General features: G+C 60.0%; 13 protein-coding genes. 7 read left to right on the top strand and 6 right to left on the bottom strand.

All coding sequences use genetic code 11. The annotated features are described in order from the left end of the window. Positions 1-69 precede the first annotated feature (69 nt). From PGQ95_RS02325 to ygjK, 4 genes are all read left to right on the top strand, one after another. Positions 70-1,503 (top strand): amino acid permease, encoded by a 1,434-nt coding sequence (locus PGQ95_RS02325; protein WP_087859875.1) that lies wholly within the window; start codon positions 70-72, stop codon positions 1,501-1,503. Positions 1,504-1,732: 229 nt separating this feature from the next. Beyond that, the gene (locus tag PGQ95_RS02330; RefSeq protein ID WP_430916871.1) at positions 1,733-3,166 is read left to right on the top strand and encodes an amino acid permease; all 1,434 of its coding nucleotides are present in this window, start codon (positions 1,733-1,735) and stop codon (positions 3,164-3,166) included. 13 nt (positions 3,167-3,179) lie between these two features. After that, on the top strand, positions 3,180-4,238 hold the full coding sequence (gene ygjJ, locus PGQ95_RS02335) for a protein YgjJ (RefSeq protein WP_430916875.1): 1,059 nt from the start codon (positions 3,180-3,182) through the stop codon (positions 4,236-4,238). Between the two features lie 17 nt (positions 4,239-4,255). Further along, entirely contained in the window at positions 4,256-6,607 is a 2,352-nt protein-coding gene (gene ygjK / locus PGQ95_RS02340; RefSeq protein ID WP_430916877.1) for an alpha-glucosidase, read from the top strand. Positions 6,608-6,651: 44 nt separating this feature from the next. On the opposite strand, the gene lsrG is transcribed toward ygjK, so the two are convergent. Genes lsrG through lsrA form a run of 6 tightly spaced genes read right to left on the bottom strand, consistent with a single transcriptional unit; the run spans position 6,652 to position 12,364 of the window. Beyond that, entirely contained in the window at positions 6,652-6,948 is a 297-nt protein-coding gene (gene lsrG, locus PGQ95_RS02345; RefSeq protein ID WP_045392277.1) for a (4S)-4-hydroxy-5-phosphonooxypentane-2,3-dione isomerase, read from the bottom strand. Then, positions 6,945-7,832: a 3-hydroxy-5-phosphonooxypentane-2,4-dione thiolase gene (gene lsrF / locus PGQ95_RS02350; RefSeq protein ID WP_002917724.1), complete on the bottom strand. Its 888-nt coding sequence runs from the start codon at positions 7,830-7,832 to the stop codon at positions 6,945-6,947. Before lsrF ends, lsrG begins: the two co-directional genes overlap by 4 nt. Positions 7,833-7,843: 11 nt before the next feature. Then, complete coding sequence (lsrB, locus tag PGQ95_RS02355) at positions 7,844-8,845, bottom strand: autoinducer 2 ABC transporter substrate-binding protein LsrB (RefSeq protein WP_113373114.1); 1,002 nt, start codon at positions 8,843-8,845, stop codon at positions 7,844-7,846. A 1-nt stretch (position 8,846) separates the two neighbouring features. Continuing rightward, positions 8,847-9,845, bottom strand: a complete 999-nt coding sequence (gene lsrD / locus PGQ95_RS02360; protein ID WP_430916879.1) for an autoinducer 2 ABC transporter permease LsrD — start codon at positions 9,843-9,845, stop codon at positions 8,847-8,849. Next, a complete protein-coding gene (gene lsrC, locus PGQ95_RS02365; RefSeq protein ID WP_113373115.1) occupies positions 9,846-10,880 on the bottom strand; it encodes an autoinducer 2 ABC transporter permease LsrC in 1,035 nt (344 codons plus the stop codon). Beyond that, complete coding sequence (lsrA, locus tag PGQ95_RS02370) at positions 10,877-12,364, bottom strand: autoinducer 2 ABC transporter ATP-binding protein LsrA (RefSeq protein ID WP_430916882.1); 1,488 nt, start codon at positions 12,362-12,364, stop codon at positions 10,877-10,879. Before lsrA ends, lsrC begins: the two co-directional genes overlap by 4 nt. 218 nt (positions 12,365-12,582) lie before the next feature. Here lsrA and lsrR point away from each other — a divergent pair, with 218 nt between their 5' ends. From lsrR to PGQ95_RS02385, 3 genes are all read left to right on the top strand, one after another. Beyond that, positions 12,583-13,554 carry a transcriptional regulator LsrR gene (gene lsrR, locus PGQ95_RS02375; protein WP_004174223.1) on the top strand — a complete coding sequence of 324 codons (972 nt, stop codon included), beginning with the start codon at positions 12,583-12,585 and terminating at the stop codon, positions 13,552-13,554. A gap of 37 nt (positions 13,555-13,591) precedes the next feature. Then, positions 13,592-15,190, top strand: coding sequence for an autoinducer-2 kinase (gene lsrK / locus PGQ95_RS02380; RefSeq protein WP_004210520.1), 1,599 nt, complete (start codon positions 13,592-13,594; stop codon positions 15,188-15,190). A gap of 181 nt (positions 15,191-15,371) precedes the next feature. Beyond that, complete coding sequence (locus PGQ95_RS02385; protein ID WP_430916884.1) at positions 15,372-17,393, top strand: FAD-dependent oxidoreductase; 2,022 nt, start codon at positions 15,372-15,374, stop codon at positions 17,391-17,393. Positions 17,394-17,418 lie beyond the last annotated feature (25 nt).

Genomic DNA, 17,418 nt, shown 5'->3' on the forward strand with positions numbered 1-17,418 from the left:
CAACGGGTACGCCCGTTGGCCTTTCGGTTCCAGCCCGCTGCGGCGGGTAGATGAATGATTGGAGGACGTATGTCCGAATCTGTACGTGCCAAAATCGGCAAGTTCGCGCTGCTATCGATGGCCTTTACCGCCGTCTTTAACGTGCGAAATATCGTCAATAATAACATTGAGTTAGGGCTCAGTTCCGCGCCTATCTTCTTATTTGCCACTATCGTTTACTTTATCCCGTTCGTGTTTATCATCGCCGAATTCGTCTCGGCCAATAAACACTCTGAATCCGGGATGTACGCGTGGCTGAAGCAGCCGCTGGGCACCCGCGCCGCCTATCTTGGTTCCTTCCTCTACTGGTTTGTGAACCTGTTCTTTTTCCTCTCGCTATTGCCGAACGTGGTGGCCTACGCCTCGTATGCGATCACCGGTTACGCGATCCCCTTCTCGCCAATGGTGACCTCGCTTATCTCCATCGTGCTGTTCGCCATGGCCACCCACATTTCGACCAAGGGCGCGACCTGGCTGGGGAAAATTTCCGAATGTGTGGCCTACGGCGTGTTCGCTTTGTTCGCGATTTACGTCGTCGGCGCGCTGACCGCGCTGGGTTCCGGTCACGTCCCGGCGCAGCCGATTACCCTGGCGGCGATGGAGCCGACCATCAACTGGGCGACGCTCGGTATTATGTGCTGGATTTTCCAGGCCGCAGGCGGCGCGGAAACCGTTGCCGCCTACCTCAACGACACCAAGGGCGGGCAGAAATCCTTTATTAAAGTCATCATCACCGCCGGGGTGCTGATTGGCGGTATGTACGCCTTAGGTTCGCTGCTGGTTAACGTCTTTGTCGCCCGTGAAAACCTGACCTACGCTGGCGGAATGGTGGAAATCTTTACCGGTCTCGGCGCCTACTTCCACATTTCTGAAGCGCTGATGGGCCGCTTCGTCGGCATCATCCTGTTTATCGCTATCTTCGGCAGCATGATGATGTGGACCGCCGCGCCGGTCAAAATCCACTTCTCGGAAATCCCGAAGGGTATCTACGGCCAGAAAACCACCGAGCTGAACGCCCACGGCGTGCCGGTACGCGCCGCCTGGTGGCAGTTCCTGTTCGTTTTCCTGATGTTGATTGTTAACGGCTTCGGCTCCGCCAGCGTGCAGCAGATGATGAACACCGCCATTAATCTCACCGCCGGTACCGCCATGCTGCCGCCGCTGTTCATCATGGCCGCCTACTTCGTCTTCCGCTGGAAACACGATGACACGCCGCGCGACTTCCGTATGGGCTCAAGAAAAGTGGGCATGAGCATAGTCACCATGTTGATGGTCATTTTCGTCATCAGCATGACTGCTTCGGCCTTCCCGCCGGGCGTCGATCTGGTTAACGCTTTCTTTATCAACGTCTTTATGACCGCGGTCTTCTCCGGCCTGGCGTGGTGGTGGATCACCCGCTTTGAAAAAAAGCAGCAACGTCTGCGCGCCGCGGCGCCGGTTAACGCTGCTGCCGCCGGTAAATAACGTTCCTGTCGTCCCGTCAGCCCCTCGTCGGCTGGCGGGATTTTTTTATCCCTCGCCTGATTACGTATTACTCAACCTTTTTCGTGATCGAGTTAAAGCTATTCGGTTTCTTTACTTCTATTTACTAAAACTTTTACTAAAATCGACATTAATTCTTAACTACCTCTACCCTACAAACAACACAACCCCCTTCAGCGACCCTCTGAAGGACAATGTGTGGAGATGTGTTATGTCTGATACTAAACGTAATACCATCGGCAAGTTCGGCCTGTTATCGCTAACCTTTGCCGCCGTTTACAGTTTCAATAACGTCATCAACAACAATATCGAACTGGGGCTGGCGTCGGCGCCGATGTTCTTCCTCGCCACCCTGTTCTACTTCATTCCGTTTTGCCTGATTATCGCCGAGTTCGTATCACTGAATAAAAACTCCGAGGCCGGAGTTTACGCCTGGGTGAAAAGTTCGCTCGGCGGCCGTTGGGCGTTTATCACCGCCTATACCTACTGGTTCGTAAACCTGTTTTTCTTCACCTCGCTGCTGCCGCGCGTAATCGCCTATGCCTCTTACGCCTTCCTCGGCTACGAATACATTCTGACGCCGTTCGCCACCACCGTGTTGAGCATGGCGCTGTTCGCTTTCTCCACCTGGATCTCCACCAACGGCGCGAAAATGCTGGGGCCTATCACCTCCGTCACCTCATCGCTGATGCTGCTGCTGACGCTCTCTTATATTCTGCTGGCCGGTACCGCGCTGGCGGGCGGCGTACAGCCAGCGGATCCGATCACCGTCGAGGCGATGATCCCTAACTTCAACTGGGCGTTCCTCGGTATTACCACGTGGATCTTTATGGCGGCGGGCGGCGCGGAATCGGTGGCGGTGTACGTCAACGATGTGAAAGGCGGCTCTAAATCCTTCGTCAAAGTGATCATTCTCGCCGGGATCTTTATCGGCGTGCTGTACTCGATCTCCTCCGTACTGATCAACGTCTTCGTCAGCAGCAAAGAGCTGAAGTTTACCGGCGGATCGGTGCAGGTGTTCCACGGCCTGGCGGCTTATTTTGGCCTGCCGGAAATTCTGATGAACCGCTTCGTCGGCCTCGTTTCGTTTACCGCGATGTTTGGCTCGCTGCTGATGTGGACCGCCACCCCGGTTAAAATTTTCTTCTCGGAAATTCCCTCCGGCATCTTTGGTAAAAAAACCGTCGAGCTCAATGAGAACGGCGTCCCGGCGCGCGCGGCCTGGATCCAGTATCTGATCGTCATTCCGCTGATGATCATCCCGACGTTGGGATCCAACACCGTGCAGGATCTGATGAACACCATCATCAACATGACCGCCGCCGCTTCCATGCTGCCGCCGCTGTTCATCATGCTGGCCTACCTCAACCTGCGCCGCAAGCTCGACCATCTGCCGCGCGATTTCCGCATGGGCTCGCGTACTACCGGCATCGTGGTGGTATCCATGCTGATTGTGATTTTCGCCATCGGTTTCGTCGCCTCAACCTTCCCAACCGGCGGCAACATCCTGACCATTATTTTCTACAACGTCGGCGGGATCGTGATTTTCCTTGGCTTCGCGTGGTGGAAATACAGCAAATACGTCAAAGGATTAACCCAGGAACAACAACAAATAGAAGCGGCTCCGGCTTCCCATACCTCTTAAATACCTTAAAAAAATGAAAACTCACACTTACTTATACGGGGCACTCGTTGCCCTGGCTTTTTGCGTCCCTGCGGCGGCCGCTGAGACCGTCCATCCGGCCGAGCACGACGATACCAAAACGCCGGAATTAACCACCACCTCCTATCGCTTTTACGGCGAGTTGGGGGTTGGCGGTTACATGGATTTAGAAGGCGAGGACAAACATAAATACAGCGATGGCACCTATATCGAGGGCGGGCTGGAGGTCAAAAACGGCCACTGGTTCGGGCTGATCTACGGCGAAGCCTGGACGGTACAGGCCGATAGCCAGGGCAATGCCTGGACGCCCGGCCACAGCTGGGGCGGCGTGGAAGGCGGCCTTAACCGCCTCTATGGCGGCTATAAAACCGATAACAACACCGAGATCATGCTCAGCCTGCGCCAGGACTCGTCGCTGGACGACCTGCAGTGGTGGGGCGACTTTACCCCCGATCTGGGTTATGTGATCCCCAATACCCGCGACATCATGTACGCGCTGAAGGTACAAAACCGCAGCGGCGATTTCCGCTATAGCGTCACCGCCACGCCGGCCGGGCATCACGATGAAAGCAAGGCCTGGCTGCACTTCGGCAAATATGATCGCTATGACGATAAGTACACCTACCCGGCAATGGTCAACGGCTACGTGCAGTACGACATCGTCAAAGATGTCACCTGGATGAACGGCCTTGAAGTGACCGACGGCACCGGACAGCTATTCCTGACCGGCGTTCTGTCGCCCAATCTGGCCTTCCGCGCCTGGCACCATACCGGCCGCGCCAAAGGGCTGGATGTTCCCGGCAGTGAAACCGGCTTTATGGCCAGCGCCATGTATGAAGCCTTAAGCGGGCTCTACTTCTCCACCGCATACAGCTACGCCAAACACCGCCCGGACCACGCCGCTGATGAAACCACCGCATTTATGCAATTTGGCATCTGGTACGAATACGGCGGCGGGCGTTTCGCCACCGCCGCCGACAGCCGTTTTTACACCAGCAACGCCAGCGGCGACCCGAGCGACAAAATTTTCCTGATGCAATACTTCTACTGGTAACAAGGAGCCGAGATACCATGAACCTCACCACTACGCTGACGCCGCTGGCCTGCGCGCTGATGCTGAGTTTTTCCGCCCACGCCGTCACCGCGCAGGCGTTTAAAAACGTCATCGACCGCAGCGGCGCGCCGCAGTATATGCAGGATTTCGACGCCGACGACCACCAGCGCTTCAACCCCTTTTTCGACCTCGGGGCGTGGCACGGCCACCTGCTGCCCGACGGCCCGGCGACCATGGGCGGCTTCCCCGGCCCGGCGCTGCTGACCGAAGAGTACATCAACTTTATGGCCACCAACTTCGATCGCCTGACGGTGTATCAGAACGGCAAAAAAGTCGATTTCACCCTGCAGGCCTGGAGCCTGCCCGGCGCGCTGAAACAAACGCTGACCGCCCCCGGCGTGAAGGTGGAGATGACGCTACGCTTCGCCAGCGCCCACACTTCACTGCTGGAGACCAAAATCACCAGCAACACACCGCTGAAGCTGGTGTGGGATGGCGAACTGCTGGAAAAACTGGCCGCCAAAGAGGGTAAAGCGCTATCGAACAAAACCATTGATGAAGCCTTCCCGGACTATCAGCGCCGTCTGAGCGCCACGCCCGACGGCCTGACGGTCAGCTTTGGCAAGGTTCGCGCCGCCTCCGACCTGATGACCTCCGGCGAATCGCAGTATCAGATCCACCGTTCGCTGGTAACCGAGACCCGTATCGACGGCCACCGCTTTACCAGCAGCGCGGAGATCCGCGGCTCCACCACCCTCTACACCACCTATTCGCACCTGCTCACCGCGGAGCAAGCGCGGCGGGAAAAAGCGCAGATCCGCGATATTCTGGCGCGGCCGGCTTACTATCTCACCGCCTCCGAACAGCGCTGGGACGGCTATCTGCAAAAAGGGCTCAGCAACCCCGACGCTACCGCCGAACAGACCCGTGTTGCGGTGAAAGCCATTGAGACGCTCAACGGCAACTGGCGCGCGCCGGGCGGCGCGGTGCATTACCACACCGTCACCCCATCCGTGACCGGCCGCTGGTTCTCCGGCAACCAGACCTGGCCGTGGGATACCTGGAAACAGGCCTACGCCATGGCCCACTTCAACCCGGATATCGCCAAAGAGAATATCCGCGCCGTCTTCTCCTGGCAGATTAAAGCCAATGATAAGGTGCGCCCGCAGGATGCCGGATTTGTGCCCGACCTGATTGCCTGGAACCTGAGCCCTGAGCGCGGCGGCGACGGCGGCAACTGGAACGAACGCAACACCAAGCCAAGCCTCGCGGCCTGGTCGGTAATGGAGGTGTATAACGTCACCAAAGATAAAGCGTGGCTGGAAGAGATGTATCCGAAGCTGGTGGCCTATCACGACTGGTGGTTGCGCAATCGCGACCATAACGGTAACGGCGTGCCGGAATATGGCGCGACCCGCGATAAGGCGCACAACACCGCCGACGGCGCCATGCTGTTCACGGTGAAAAAAGGGCAAACCGAGCAGACGCTTTCCGGCCTTAGCGCCTACGAACAGGTGACGGCCAAAGGCGATTACGACAGCCTCGAAATTCCGGCGCAGGTAGCGGCGTCGTGGGAGTCCGGGCGCGACGATGCGGCGGTATTTGGTTTTATCGATAAAGAACAGCTGGATAAATACGTCGCCAACGGCGGCAAACGCAGCGACTGGACGGTGAAATTCGCCGAAAACCGCGACCGTGACGGCAACCTGCTGGGGTATTCGCTGCTCCAGGAATCGGTCGATCAGGCCAGCTATATGTACAGCGATAACCACTATCTGGCGCAGATGGCGACGATTCTTGGCAAAGCGGAGGAAGCAAAGCGCTATCAGGCGCTGGCGGCGAAGCTGGCGGATTATATCAATACCTGCATGTTCGACCCGCAGACTCGTTTCTATTACGACATTCGTATCGAAGAACAACCGCTGGCCAACGGCTGCGCCGGTAAACCGATCGTCGAGCGCGGCAAAGGGCCGGAAGGCTGGTCGCCGCTGTTTAATGGCGCGGCGACGCAACAACATGCTGACGATGTGGTTTCGGTGATGCTCGACCCGAAAGAGTTCAACACCTTTGTGCCGCTGGGTACCGCCGCGCTGACCAACCCGGCCTTTGGCGCCGATATTTACTGGCGCGGACGAGTGTGGGTGGATCAGTTCTGGTTCGGCCTGAAGGGAATGGAGCGCTACGGCCATCGCGATGAGGCGCTGAAGCTGGCGGACGCCTTCTTCCAGCACGCCAAAGGATTAACCGCCGATGGCCCGATTCAGGAGAACTACAATCCGCTGACTGGCGCCCAGCAGGGCGCGCCCAACTTCTCATGGAGCGCGGCGCATTTATATATGTTGTATAACGAGTTTTTCCGTAAGCCTTAGCGTTTTCCCCTCACCCTAACCCTCTCCCACAGGGAGAGGGAACCTCACACCGCCGGTAACAAGCCGATAAAGCTGCGTTTCTGCCGCGGCTGCGACATCATCTCCTCCAGCTTTTCGACGCAGGCTAAATAGTGCGGCGTCTTCTTATGCGCCAGCACCGCCTCATCGTCTTTATAGGCTTCGTAGATAAAAAAGCGAGTTTTCACCTCGGGATCCTGCAGGACATCAAAGCGCAGGTTGCCCGGTTCCCGCAGCGCGCCTTCGTGGTTGGCACGAAACACCTCGAGAAATTCATCCACCCGCTCGGGTTTAATATTGATCTCCACCAGCGTGACGTTCATTTCAGCTCTCCCTGTTTTTCTTCCTGCCAGAACTGATACGCTTCGCGGGCGTTCAGATTCTCATGCACCACCTTTTTCACCGCCTTCAGCATCGCGCGCGGGGCGCTGGACTGGAAGATATTGCGCCCCATATCCACCCCGGACGCCCCCTGGTCGATCGCCCGCCAGCACATCTCCAGCGCCTCATGCTCCGGCAGTTTTTTACCGCCGGCGATGACGATCGGCACCGGACAGCTGGCGGTTACTTTTTCAAAGCCTTCCTCAACGAAATAGGTCTTCACAAACTGCGCCCCCATTTCGGCGGCAATCCGGCTGGCCAGCGAGAAGTAGCGCGCGTCGCGGGTCATCTCTTTGCCGACGCCGGTAACCGCCAGAACCGGCATACCGTAGCGATTACCGGCATCCACCAGTTTGATGATGTTATTGATCGACTGATGTTCGTATTCGCTGCCGATATAGACCTGCGCCGCCACCGCGCAAACGTTGAGACGCAGCGCGTCTTCCATCGCCACCGCCACGCATTCGTTGGAGAGTTCGCTCAAAATCGAATTACCGCCGGAGGCGCGCAGCACCACCGGCTTATTGGTGGCCGCCGGTACCTGGCTGCGCAATACGCCGCGGGTGCACATCAGCACGTCGGTGTCGGCAAACAGCGGCGCAATCGACAGGTCGATACGCTCAAGCCCGGTCGTTGGCCCCTGGAAGTAGCCGTGATCGAAGGCCAGCATCACCGTGCGATTGCTGTGCGGATTAAAGATGCGCGCCAGCCGCGACTGCATGCCCCAATCTAGCGAGCCGCAGCCTTTCAGGGTATACAGCGTGTTCTGCTGCGGGCGGTCGATACCGAAGTCCTTACCCTCTTTGATGTCGTCTAAATCAGCCATCTCATCCTCCGTCAGAAGTCGTAGTTGTTGATGTTCTCTTTGCTGAACACCACGCGTTCCGGCAGCAGCACGATACCGTTGCCCTTCGCCTCATACTGGTAACCCTGTACGCTGTTCGGCTCGACCTTAAGCGGGCCGATATCTTTCACCTCAACGCTGTCGCCTACGTTAAGATCGCCCTTTTTCAGCAATCGATCGGCGACGTTAACCGCAATTTTGCCCTGCTGAACCACATCCCACAGACCAAAGGCTTTCACCGTGCCGCGCTCAACGTACGGGCGCATCACGTTCGGTGTACTAAAGCCGACGATCGCCACGCCCTGACGCTTGAGGTTCTCCGCCGCCTGCGCCGCCGCCGGCAGCGCATTGGCATCCGGCGCGATAATGGCGTCGAGATCCGGATACGCTTTTAAGATCCCCTCGGCGGTTTGCAGCGATTTGGTGGCATCGTTATAGCCAAACTGGGTGGTGACGATTTGCCACTGCGGATGCTCTTTTTCGATTTTGGCTTTGGCTTCCTTCACCCACTGGTTCTGGTCGGTCACCGTCGGGCTGGAGTAGAAAAACGCCACTTTGGCGGCAGGTTTGCTGACCTGCTTTTCCGCCATCTCGACCAGCAGGCCGCCGAGCTGCTGCGGCGTGCCCTGGTTGATATAGATGCTGCGGCACTCCGGCTTGGTATCGGAATCCCAGGTCAGGACTTTCACCCCGCGCTGCATCGCCCGCTTCAGCGCCGGACACAGGCCGTCCGGCGAGACGGCGGAGACGATAATCGCGTTGTAGCCCTGGTTGACGAAGTTGTTGATAAGCTGCACCTGGCCGGAGACACTGGGCTCGGTGGGACCGTCATAGGTGACATCCACGCCCAGCGCTTTCCCCGCCTCTTTCGCGCCGTTGCCGCCGCTGGTAAAGAAGCCGACGCCGACCAGCTTAGGAATAAAGGCGATGCGGTCCGCCGCCTGGGCGGTGACTACGCTCATCGCCAACGCCAGCACGATCAGTTTTAATTTCATTTTATGCTCCGATTGTTTTATGCGAGAAAAGACGCCGCCAGGTCGCGCGCCCCCATTCACGGTGCAGGCTCAGCGAACGCCCCATCACCACCACAACCAACAGCGCCCCTGACAGCGCGCTCGACACCTGGTTGGGGATGCCGACCATCTGTAAACCCTGTTGCAGATACCCCACCAGCAACGCCGCCAGCGCGGTACCCAGTATCGATCCCGAACCGCCGTATATATTGGCCCCGCCGAGCACCGCCGCGGTCAGCGCCGGCATCAGCAGGTCGCGGCCTAAATCCGAACGCGCCGAACCGAAATAGGAGACCATCACCAGCGCCGCGACCGCCGAGGCGACGCCAACCAGGCCATACAGCACGTACGGGATGCCGTTCACCGACAGCGCGGCATAGCGCGCGGCGCGCGAATTTTGCCCGAGTAAAAAGAGATGGCGGCCAAAGCGACCGCGATGGGCCAGCAGCCAGAAGAAAAAGGTGATAATCGCGAACAGCACTAGCGGTAGCGGCAGTCCGGTGAAAGTTAAATTGGCGAAGGCGGTGAAGCTATCGGGGAAGCCGCCAATCCCCTCGTAACCGGTCGCGCCGGCCATGCCGGAAAGCAGCAGCGCGCCGCCGCCGTACAGATACAGCGTCCCGAGGGTGATCACCAGCGGGCTGATGCCGGTGTAGTGAATCAGCGCGGCGTTGAGTAACCCGCACAGCAGCCCCAATAGCAACGTCAGCGATACCGCCAGCCACAGCGGCCAGCCCGCCTGGGTCATCACCCCGAGGGCGATGGCGCACAGGCCGATGGTCGAGCCCAGCGAAATATCGATCCCGCCGCTGATGATCACCAGCGTCAGCGGCAGCGCGACGATGCCGATGCAGATAAAGTCGCTGGTGCTAAAGAGCAGCATATTGAGATCCAGCATGCGCGGATTCAACGCGCCGAATAGCAGGATTTCCGCGATCAGTAACGCCAGCAGCGCGCTTTCCCAGTTAAGCTTCAGCTTCATTTAAGCCACCTCTTTGCTTTTGCGTTCGGGAAAGCGGGCAATCTGTTTGCCCCCTTTGTTACCGGGCTGGAAACGGCTGTACTTTAGCGCCCGTTGATGGCGGGCCAGCGCCTGGCGCAGGCGGCCATCAAGCACCAGCACGCCGAGCAGCACCAGGCCGGCGATAAAGTCATTCCACCAGGCGGGAAGGCGGAACAGCACCAGCACGGTGTCGATTTGGGTGAGGAAAAAGGCGCCGAGAAACGCGCCGAGCAGCGTACCGGTGCCGCCGAGCAGCGAGATCCCGCCCAGTACGCAGGCGGCGATGGCTTTCATCTCCAGCCCGCTGCCGGTCTGATTAGGCACAAAACCAATTTGCGCGGCGAAGACGATCCCAGCGCAGGCCGCCAGCATGCCGTTGAGGGTAAAGGCCAGCATCCGCGTGCGGTTGACCGCCACGCCCAGCTGACGCGCGGCGGCGAGATTATCGCCAACGGCGTAAAAATCACGACCAAAGGCGGTGCGCGACAGCAGCCAGCCGCCCGCCAGCAGCAGCGCCAGCACCAGCCAGCCCAGCGGCGACACGCCAATAAACGCGGGCTCCGAGAGCGATTTCAGGCTGTCGGGCAAGCCCTCGATCCATTTCCCGCCGGTCCACAGCAACATCACTCCGCGATACAACCCCAGCGTACCGAGCGTCGCGACGATCGCCGGAATGCGCAGCCCCACGACCAGCAGGCCGTTAAAAGCCCCGGCCAGCGCGCCAATCGTCAGCGCGAAGGCGATAGCCGTCGCCAGCCCGTAACCGTTGTTCAGCGCCACGCCGACGGCGATGGCGCACAGCCCAACGGTCGAGCCTACCGACACATCAATATTGCGGGTCAGCATCACCAGCGTCGCGCCCAATGCCAGCAGGCAGAGGATCTGCGAGCTGGCGAAAATCATCGCCAGGGTCTGCAGGCTGAAATAGGCTGGATTGAGCGCCACCAGCACGATAAAAAGCGCCACGATGGCAAAGAAGGCGCTCAGTTCGCGATTCTTCAGTAACGTTTTCATGCCTGCCCTCCGAAGGCCAGGGTCATCATGCGATCGACGGTCACCGCCTGCCGCGCCAGCTCGCCGCTGTAGCGGCCCTGATGCATCACCAGCACCCGGTCGGCAAGGCCGACGAACTCATCCAGATCGGAGGAGATCATCAGCACCGCCACGTTTTGCGCGGCAACGCTTTTTAGCAGTTGATAGATATCGGCGCGGGCTGAGACATCCACGCCGCGCGTCGGCTCATCGACAATCAGCAGCAACGGATTAGCTTCCAGACAGCGAGCCAGCAGTACCTTCTGCTGGTTGCCGCCAGAGAGCGTGCGCACCGGCCGATCGCCATCGGCCAGCTTGATCCCCAGCGCCCGGTGATAGCGCTCAACCACCGCCGCCTCCCGTTTCCCCTGCTGCCACCATGACGGCTGATTGAACATCACCGTGTTCCAGCGCACCGGCGCATCAAGAAACAGCCCCGAGACCTGACGGTCTTCCGGCAGATAAACCAGTCCGCTGGCCAACCTGGCGCGGGTGCTGTCGCGGCTAATCTCGCGGTTCTCCAGCCAGATCCGCCCGGCGCGCGGTGGGCGCAGGCCGTATAGGGTTTCGGCAAATTCGGTGCGCCCGGATCCCACCAGCCCGGCCAGACCGACGATCTCTCCGGCGCGGATCTCCAGATTGAGATCGATAAAACCTTCTCCGGTGAGATCTTCCACCCGCAGCACGGGAAAGTCCTGCGGTTGCGTACGGCGGTTACCCGGTAGCGACAGCCACAGCTTTTGCGTGTCGCTCAGCGTATGGTCGCGGCTGACCGGCGTCATCGCGTTAATCAGTTGCTCGTCGCGGTATGCCGCGGTCTCGCCGCTCAGCACCACCGCGCCGTCGCGCATCACCGAAATATGGCTGGCAAGCTGGCGGATTTCGGGCAATTTGTGTGAGATAAAGACGATCCCAACGTCCAGCGCCTGTAACGCGCGGATCTGGCTAAAGAGCCTCTCGGTTTCACCCGGCGTTAAAGAGGCGGTGGGTTCATCCAGGATCAGGATCCTGGCCTCGCGCATCAGCCCGCGCAGGATCTCGACCATCTGTTGATCGGCCACTTCGAGCGTGCTGGCGCTGGCATCGAGGTTGATCTGGCAGTTCAGCTGCTGCAGTTTGTCCTGCAACCGCGCGGCGGTATCCGCCCGCTTCGGCAGGCGGAAGAGAATGTTCTCGCGCACGCTGAGGTTGGGAAACAGCATCGGCTCCTGCGGCACCAGATAGATGCCAAGCTGGTGCGCCAGCGCCGGGCTGAGGCGCGCAAACGCGCGGTCGCCGATCGTCAGTTCACCGCTGTCCGGCGTTTCAACACCGGCGATGATCTTCATCAGCGTCGATTTACCCGCGCCGTTCCCCCCCATCAGCGCATGCACCTGTCCCGCGCCTAGCGTGAAATCGATGCCTTTCAGCACCGCAACGCCGGAGAACTGTTTGCAAATCTGGCGAGCTTCAAGCAGTGGCTTCATCGTCGCGCCTCGATTGAACAAATGATTTTTAGATTTAATAATGTTCAAAAGCGTAGACCGTGAACTATATTTACAACCGTGCGAAGATCACAGTTTGGCGCTTTAGATCGTCAGGAAAAAAGGCGCCAGCGATGAAAGATCCATTTTGCCAGTCGGCTCACACTTTCCGACCGCGCAATAGCGAACATATGATCTAAATTTTTATAAGAGTTCAATTTATGAGCGAAAAACGCATTACGGAAGAGAACCGCTACGCCGGGCTGGCGTTAGCCGAGGAAGAGCTGGTGGCGCGGGTGGCGTGGTGCTACTACCACGACGGCCTGACGCAAAATGACATCGGCGAGCGTTTAGGGTTGCCGCGACTGAAGATTTCTCGCCTGCTGGAGAAAGGCCGTCAGTCCGGGGTGATCCGCGTGCAGATCAACTCGCGCTATGAGGGCTGTCTGGCGCTGGAAAGTGAACTCCAGCAGCGTTTTGGCCTCAAGATTGCCCGCGTGCTGCCGGCGCTCAACACCCCGCCGATGAATACCCGGCTGGGTATCGGCGCGGCGCAGTCTCTGATGGGCATTCTGCAACCGGGGCAATTATTGGCAGTCGGTTTCGGCGAAGCCACCATGAGCTGCCTGCAGCATCTCAGCGGCTTTATCGGCTCGCAGCAGGTGCGGCTGGTGACCCTCTCCGGCGGCGTCGGCCCCTATATGACCGGCATCGGCCAGCTTGATGCCGCCTGCAGCGTCAGCATTATTCCGGCGCCGCTGCGGGTCTCTTCGGCGGAGGTCGCCGAGATCCTGCGACGCGAGTCGAGCGTGCGCGACGTGATGCTGGCGGCGACGGCGGCGGACGCGGCGGTGGTTGGCATTGGCGCCATCGATCAGCGGCGGGACGCCACCATTTTACGCTCCGGCTATATCAGCGAGGGCGAACAGCTGATGTACGCGCGCAAAGGCGCGGTCGGCGACATTTTAGGTTATTTCCTGCAGGCCGACGGCCGGCCGGTAGAAGGACTGGAGATCCATCGGGAACTGCTCGGCGTAACCCTGGATGAGCTGGCGCAGCTGCCAACCATCGTCGGCGTCGCCGGGGGAGAACAAAAAGCGCAGGCGATTCATGCCGCTCTGATCGGCAAGCGCATTAATGGCCTGGTAACGGAAGAGACAACAGCACGCGCGGTGCTCGCACTGGCCTCCTGACGGCCTGGCGCCGCGCGACAACAGCGAGGCGCATGTCATGAGTTACCTGTTAGCGTTAGATGCCGGGACCGGCAGCATTCGGGCGGTCATTTTCGATCTTAATGGCCGCCAGCTGGCGGTAGGCCAGGCCGAATGGAAACACCTGAGCGTCGATAACGTCCCCGGCTCAATGGAGTTCGACCTTACCACCAACTGGCAGCTGGCCTGCCAGTGCATTCGCCAGGCGCTCGACGCCGCCCGGCTCTCTGCCGCCGACATTCAATCCGTCGCCTGCTGTTCGATGCGCGAAGGGATCGTCCTCTATGACCGCAACGGCGAGGCCATCTGGGCCTGCGCCAACGTCGATGCCCGCGCCAGCCGCGAAGTGGCGGAGCTTAAGGAGATCCACGACTATCGTTTTGAATCCGAGGTATACGAGGTCTCGGGACAAACCCTGGCGCTTAGCGCCATGCCGCGCCTGCTGTGGCTGGCGCACCACCGCCCCGATATCTACCGCAAAGCGGCAACCATCACCATGATCAGCGACTGGCTGGCGGCGAAGCTATCCGGCGAGCTGGCGGTCGACCCGTCAAACGCCGGCACCACCGGCATGCTCGACCTGTTCAGCCGCGACTGGCGCCCGGCGCTGCTGGATATGGCCGGGCTGCGCGCCGATATGCTGTCGCCGGTCAAAGAGACCGGTACCCTGCTGGGCGCCGTCACCGAAGCGGCGGCGCAGCAGAGCGGCCTGCGCGCCGGGACACCGGTGGTGATGGGCGGCGGCGACGTCCAGCTCGGCTGCCTGGGTCTTGGGGTGGTGCGCGCAGGGCAAACCGCGGTACTCGGCGGCACTTTCTGGCAGCAGGTGGTCAACCTGCCGCAGGTGCGTACCGATCCGCAGATGAATATTCGCGTCAATCCTCATGTCATTCCCGGCATGGCGCAGGCGGAATCGATCAGTTTCTTTACCGGGCTGACCATGCGCTGGTTTCGCGACGCCTTCTGCGCTGAAGAAAAACTGATTGCCGAGCGGCTCGGCGTCGATGCCTATTCGCTGCTGGAGGAGATGGCCAGCCGCGTGCCCGCCGGTTCCCACGGCGTGATGCCTATTTTTTCCGACGCCATGCACTTTAAGCAGTGGTACCACGCCGCGCCGTCGTTTATTAACCTCTCCATCGATCCGGAAAAGTGCAATAAAGCGACCCTGTTCCGCGCGCTGGAGGAGAACGCGGCGATTGTCTCCGCCTGCAACCTGGCCCAGATTTCGCAGTTCTCCGGGGTAACATTCGAGAGCCTGGTGTTTGCCGGCGGCGGCTCTAAAGGCGCGCTGTGGAGCCAGATCCTCAGCGACGTCACCGGCCTGCCGGTGCGGGTGCCGGTCGTCCGCGAAGCCACCGCTCTGGGCTGCGCCATCGCCGCCGGAACCGGCGCCGGACTGTATGGCGATATGGCCAGTACAGGAGAACGGTTAGTGAGCTGGCACCGCGAGTTCACCCCAAATCCGCAGCATCGCGAGCTGTATCAGGAGATGATGAGCAAGTGGCAGACGGTGTACGCCGATCAGCTTGGCCTTGTCGATAGCGGGCTGACAACATCGATGTGGCAGGCACCGGGCCTGGAGCGCCGCCAGCGCGTAGCGTCTTCCCCGTCACCCTAACCACCGGTACCGATCCGCCTTTCCCCCTCTCCCTTTGGGAGAGGGCCGGGGTGAGGGACAACGTGTTCCGTTCTTTGAATCCCATCACAATCACCGCACTCCCCTTTTCCCTTTTTCTCCGCGACGGCTAAATTAGTAACTCATCCGACCACATAACAATAATTTTACATTGGAAGCCACTATGAGCCGCTATCCGTCGCTTTTCGCCCCGCTTGAGCTGGGCTTCACAACGCTCAAAAACCGCGTGTTGATGGGCTCAATGCACACCGGCCTGGAAGAGTTACCGGACGGCGCGCAGCGGCTGGCCGCCTTTTACGCCGAACGCGCCCGTCACGGCGTGGCGCTGATCGTCACCGGCGGCATCGCTCCGGCGCCTTCCGGGGTGACCATGGCCGGCGGCGCGGTACTCAACGATGCCAGCCATCTGGCGCACCATCGCCATATTACCGACGCGGTCCATCAGGAAGGCGGCAAAATCGCCCTGCAGATCCTGCATACCGGGCGCTACAGCTACCAGCCCGCGCTAGTGGCCCCCTCGGCGCTACAGGCGCCGATTAACCGTTTTACGCCCCATGAACTGAGCCACGATGAGATCCTGACGCTGATTGATGATTTTGCCCACTGCGCCCAGCTGGCGCGCGAAGCGGGCTATGACGGCGTTGAAGTGATGGGCTCTGAGGGCTATCTGATTAACGAATTTCTCGCCACGCGCACCAACCAGCGCGACGACCACTGGGGCGGCGATTATGCCAGGCGCATGCGTTTCGCCGTAGAGGTGGTTAAGGCGGTGCGCCAGCGCGCCGGCCACGATTTCATTATCATCTACCGCCTGTCGATGCTCGATCTGGTCAACGGCGGCAGCACGCTGGCGGAAGTCACCGAACTGGCCAAAGCGATTGAAGCGGCGGGGGCGACAATTATCAACACCGGGATTGGCTGGCACGAAGCGCGCATTCCGACCATCGCCACGCCGGTACCGCGCGGAGCTTTCAGCTGGGTCACCCGCAAGCTGAAGGGCGCGGTGTCGATCCCGTTGATCACCACCAACCGCATCAACGATCCGCAGGTCGCAGAGGATATTCTCGCCCGCGGCGATGCCGATATGGTATCGATGGCCCGCCCTTTCCTTGCAGACGCTGAATTTATGTCGAAAGCGCAGCGCGATCGCGCCGGGGAGATTAATACCTGCATCGGTTGCAACCAGGCGTGTCTCGATCGGATCTTCGTCGGCAAAGTCACCTCCTGTCTGGTCAACCCGCGCGCCTGTCATGAAACCCTGATGCCGGTCCAGCCCGCCAACGCGCCTAAACGGTTGGCGGTCGTCGGCGCCGGGCCTGCCGGTCTGGCCTTCGCCGTTAACGCCGCCGCCCGTGGTCATCACGTCACGTTGTTCGATGCGCTCTCTGAGATCGGCGGCCAGTTTAATATCGCCAAACAGATCCCCGGCAAAGAGGAGTTTCACGAGACGTTGCGTTACTACCGCACCATGCTCGATCTTCATGGTGTCGATCTACGCCTGAACACCCGCGTCACGGCAGACGATCTGCTGGCGTTCGATGAGACGATCCTCGCCACCGGTATCGCCCCGCGCCTGCCGGCGATCGACGGGATCGAACATCCCAAAGTGCTGAGCTATCTGGATGTCTTGCGCGATAAAGCGCCGGTTGGCGCGAAGGTGGCGATTATCGGCTGCGGCGGCATCGGCTTCGACACCGCGATGTATTTAAGCCAGTCGGGTGCGGCCACCAGCCAGGATATCGGCGAGTTCTGCCGCGAATGGGGTATCGATACCAGCCTGAAAACGGCGGGAGGGCTGAGTGCTGAAGGCCCACAGTTGAGTAAAAGCCCGCGACAGATTGTGATGCTACAGCGCAAAGCCAGCAAACCGGGCGAAGGGCTCGGCAAAACCACCGGTTGGATCCACCGCGCGACGCTGCTGGCGCGCGGCGTGAAAATGATCCCGGCGGTCAGCTATGAAAAGATCGATGATGAAGGATTACACGTCACTATCGGCGGCGAGCGCCAACTGTTGGCGGTCGATCAGGTAATTATCTGCGCCGGTCAGGAACCGCGCCGCGAGCTGGCGGAACCGCTGCGCGCGGCGGGGAAAACGGTGCATTTAATCGGCGGTTGCGACGTGGCGGCGGAGCTGGATGCGCGCCGGGCGATTGCCCAGGGCACAAAACTGGCGCTGGCGATTTAGCGGTGTCCCGGGGGCGGCGCGATGC

The organism is Klebsiella sp. 141240, assembly GCF_050600805.1.
Lineage (GTDB): Bacteria > Pseudomonadota > Gammaproteobacteria > Enterobacterales > Enterobacteriaceae > Klebsiella > Klebsiella aerogenes.

What these genes read in the sequence shown, in the direction of transcription:
- lsrK (WP_004210520.1), top strand. Translation starts at nt 13,592, where the DNA reads ATGAGTTACCTGTTAGCGTTAGATGCCGGGACCGGCAGCATTCGGGCG.
- lsrC (WP_113373115.1), bottom strand. Translation starts at nt 10,880, where the DNA reads ATGAAAACGTTACTGAAGAATCGCGAACTGAGCGCCTTCTTTGCCATC.
- lsrR (WP_004174223.1), top strand. Translation starts at nt 12,583, where the DNA reads ATGAGCGAAAAACGCATTACGGAAGAGAACCGCTACGCCGGGCTGGCG.
- lsrG (WP_045392277.1), bottom strand. Translation starts at nt 6,948, where the DNA reads ATGAACGTCACGCTGGTGGAGATCAATATTAAACCCGAGCGGGTGGAT.
- lsrA (WP_430916882.1), bottom strand. Translation starts at nt 12,364, where the DNA reads ATGAAGCCACTGCTTGAAGCTCGCCAGATTTGCAAACAGTTCTCCGGC.
- lsrF (WP_002917724.1), bottom strand. Translation starts at nt 7,832, where the DNA reads ATGGCTGATTTAGACGACATCAAAGAGGGTAAGGACTTCGGTATCGAC.
- lsrB (WP_113373114.1), bottom strand. Translation starts at nt 8,845, where the DNA reads ATGAAATTAAAACTGATCGTGCTGGCGTTGGCGATGAGCGTAGTCACC.
- ygjJ (WP_430916875.1), top strand. Translation starts at nt 3,180, where the DNA reads ATGAAAACTCACACTTACTTATACGGGGCACTCGTTGCCCTGGCTTTT.
- PGQ95_RS02325 (WP_087859875.1), top strand. Translation starts at nt 70, where the DNA reads ATGTCCGAATCTGTACGTGCCAAAATCGGCAAGTTCGCGCTGCTATCG.
- PGQ95_RS02385 (WP_430916884.1), top strand. Translation starts at nt 15,372, where the DNA reads ATGAGCCGCTATCCGTCGCTTTTCGCCCCGCTTGAGCTGGGCTTCACA.
- PGQ95_RS02330 (WP_430916871.1), top strand. Translation starts at nt 1,733, where the DNA reads ATGTCTGATACTAAACGTAATACCATCGGCAAGTTCGGCCTGTTATCG.
- lsrD (WP_430916879.1), bottom strand. Translation starts at nt 9,845, where the DNA reads ATGAAGCTGAAGCTTAACTGGGAAAGCGCGCTGCTGGCGTTACTGATC.
- ygjK (WP_430916877.1), top strand. Translation starts at nt 4,256, where the DNA reads ATGAACCTCACCACTACGCTGACGCCGCTGGCCTGCGCGCTGATGCTG.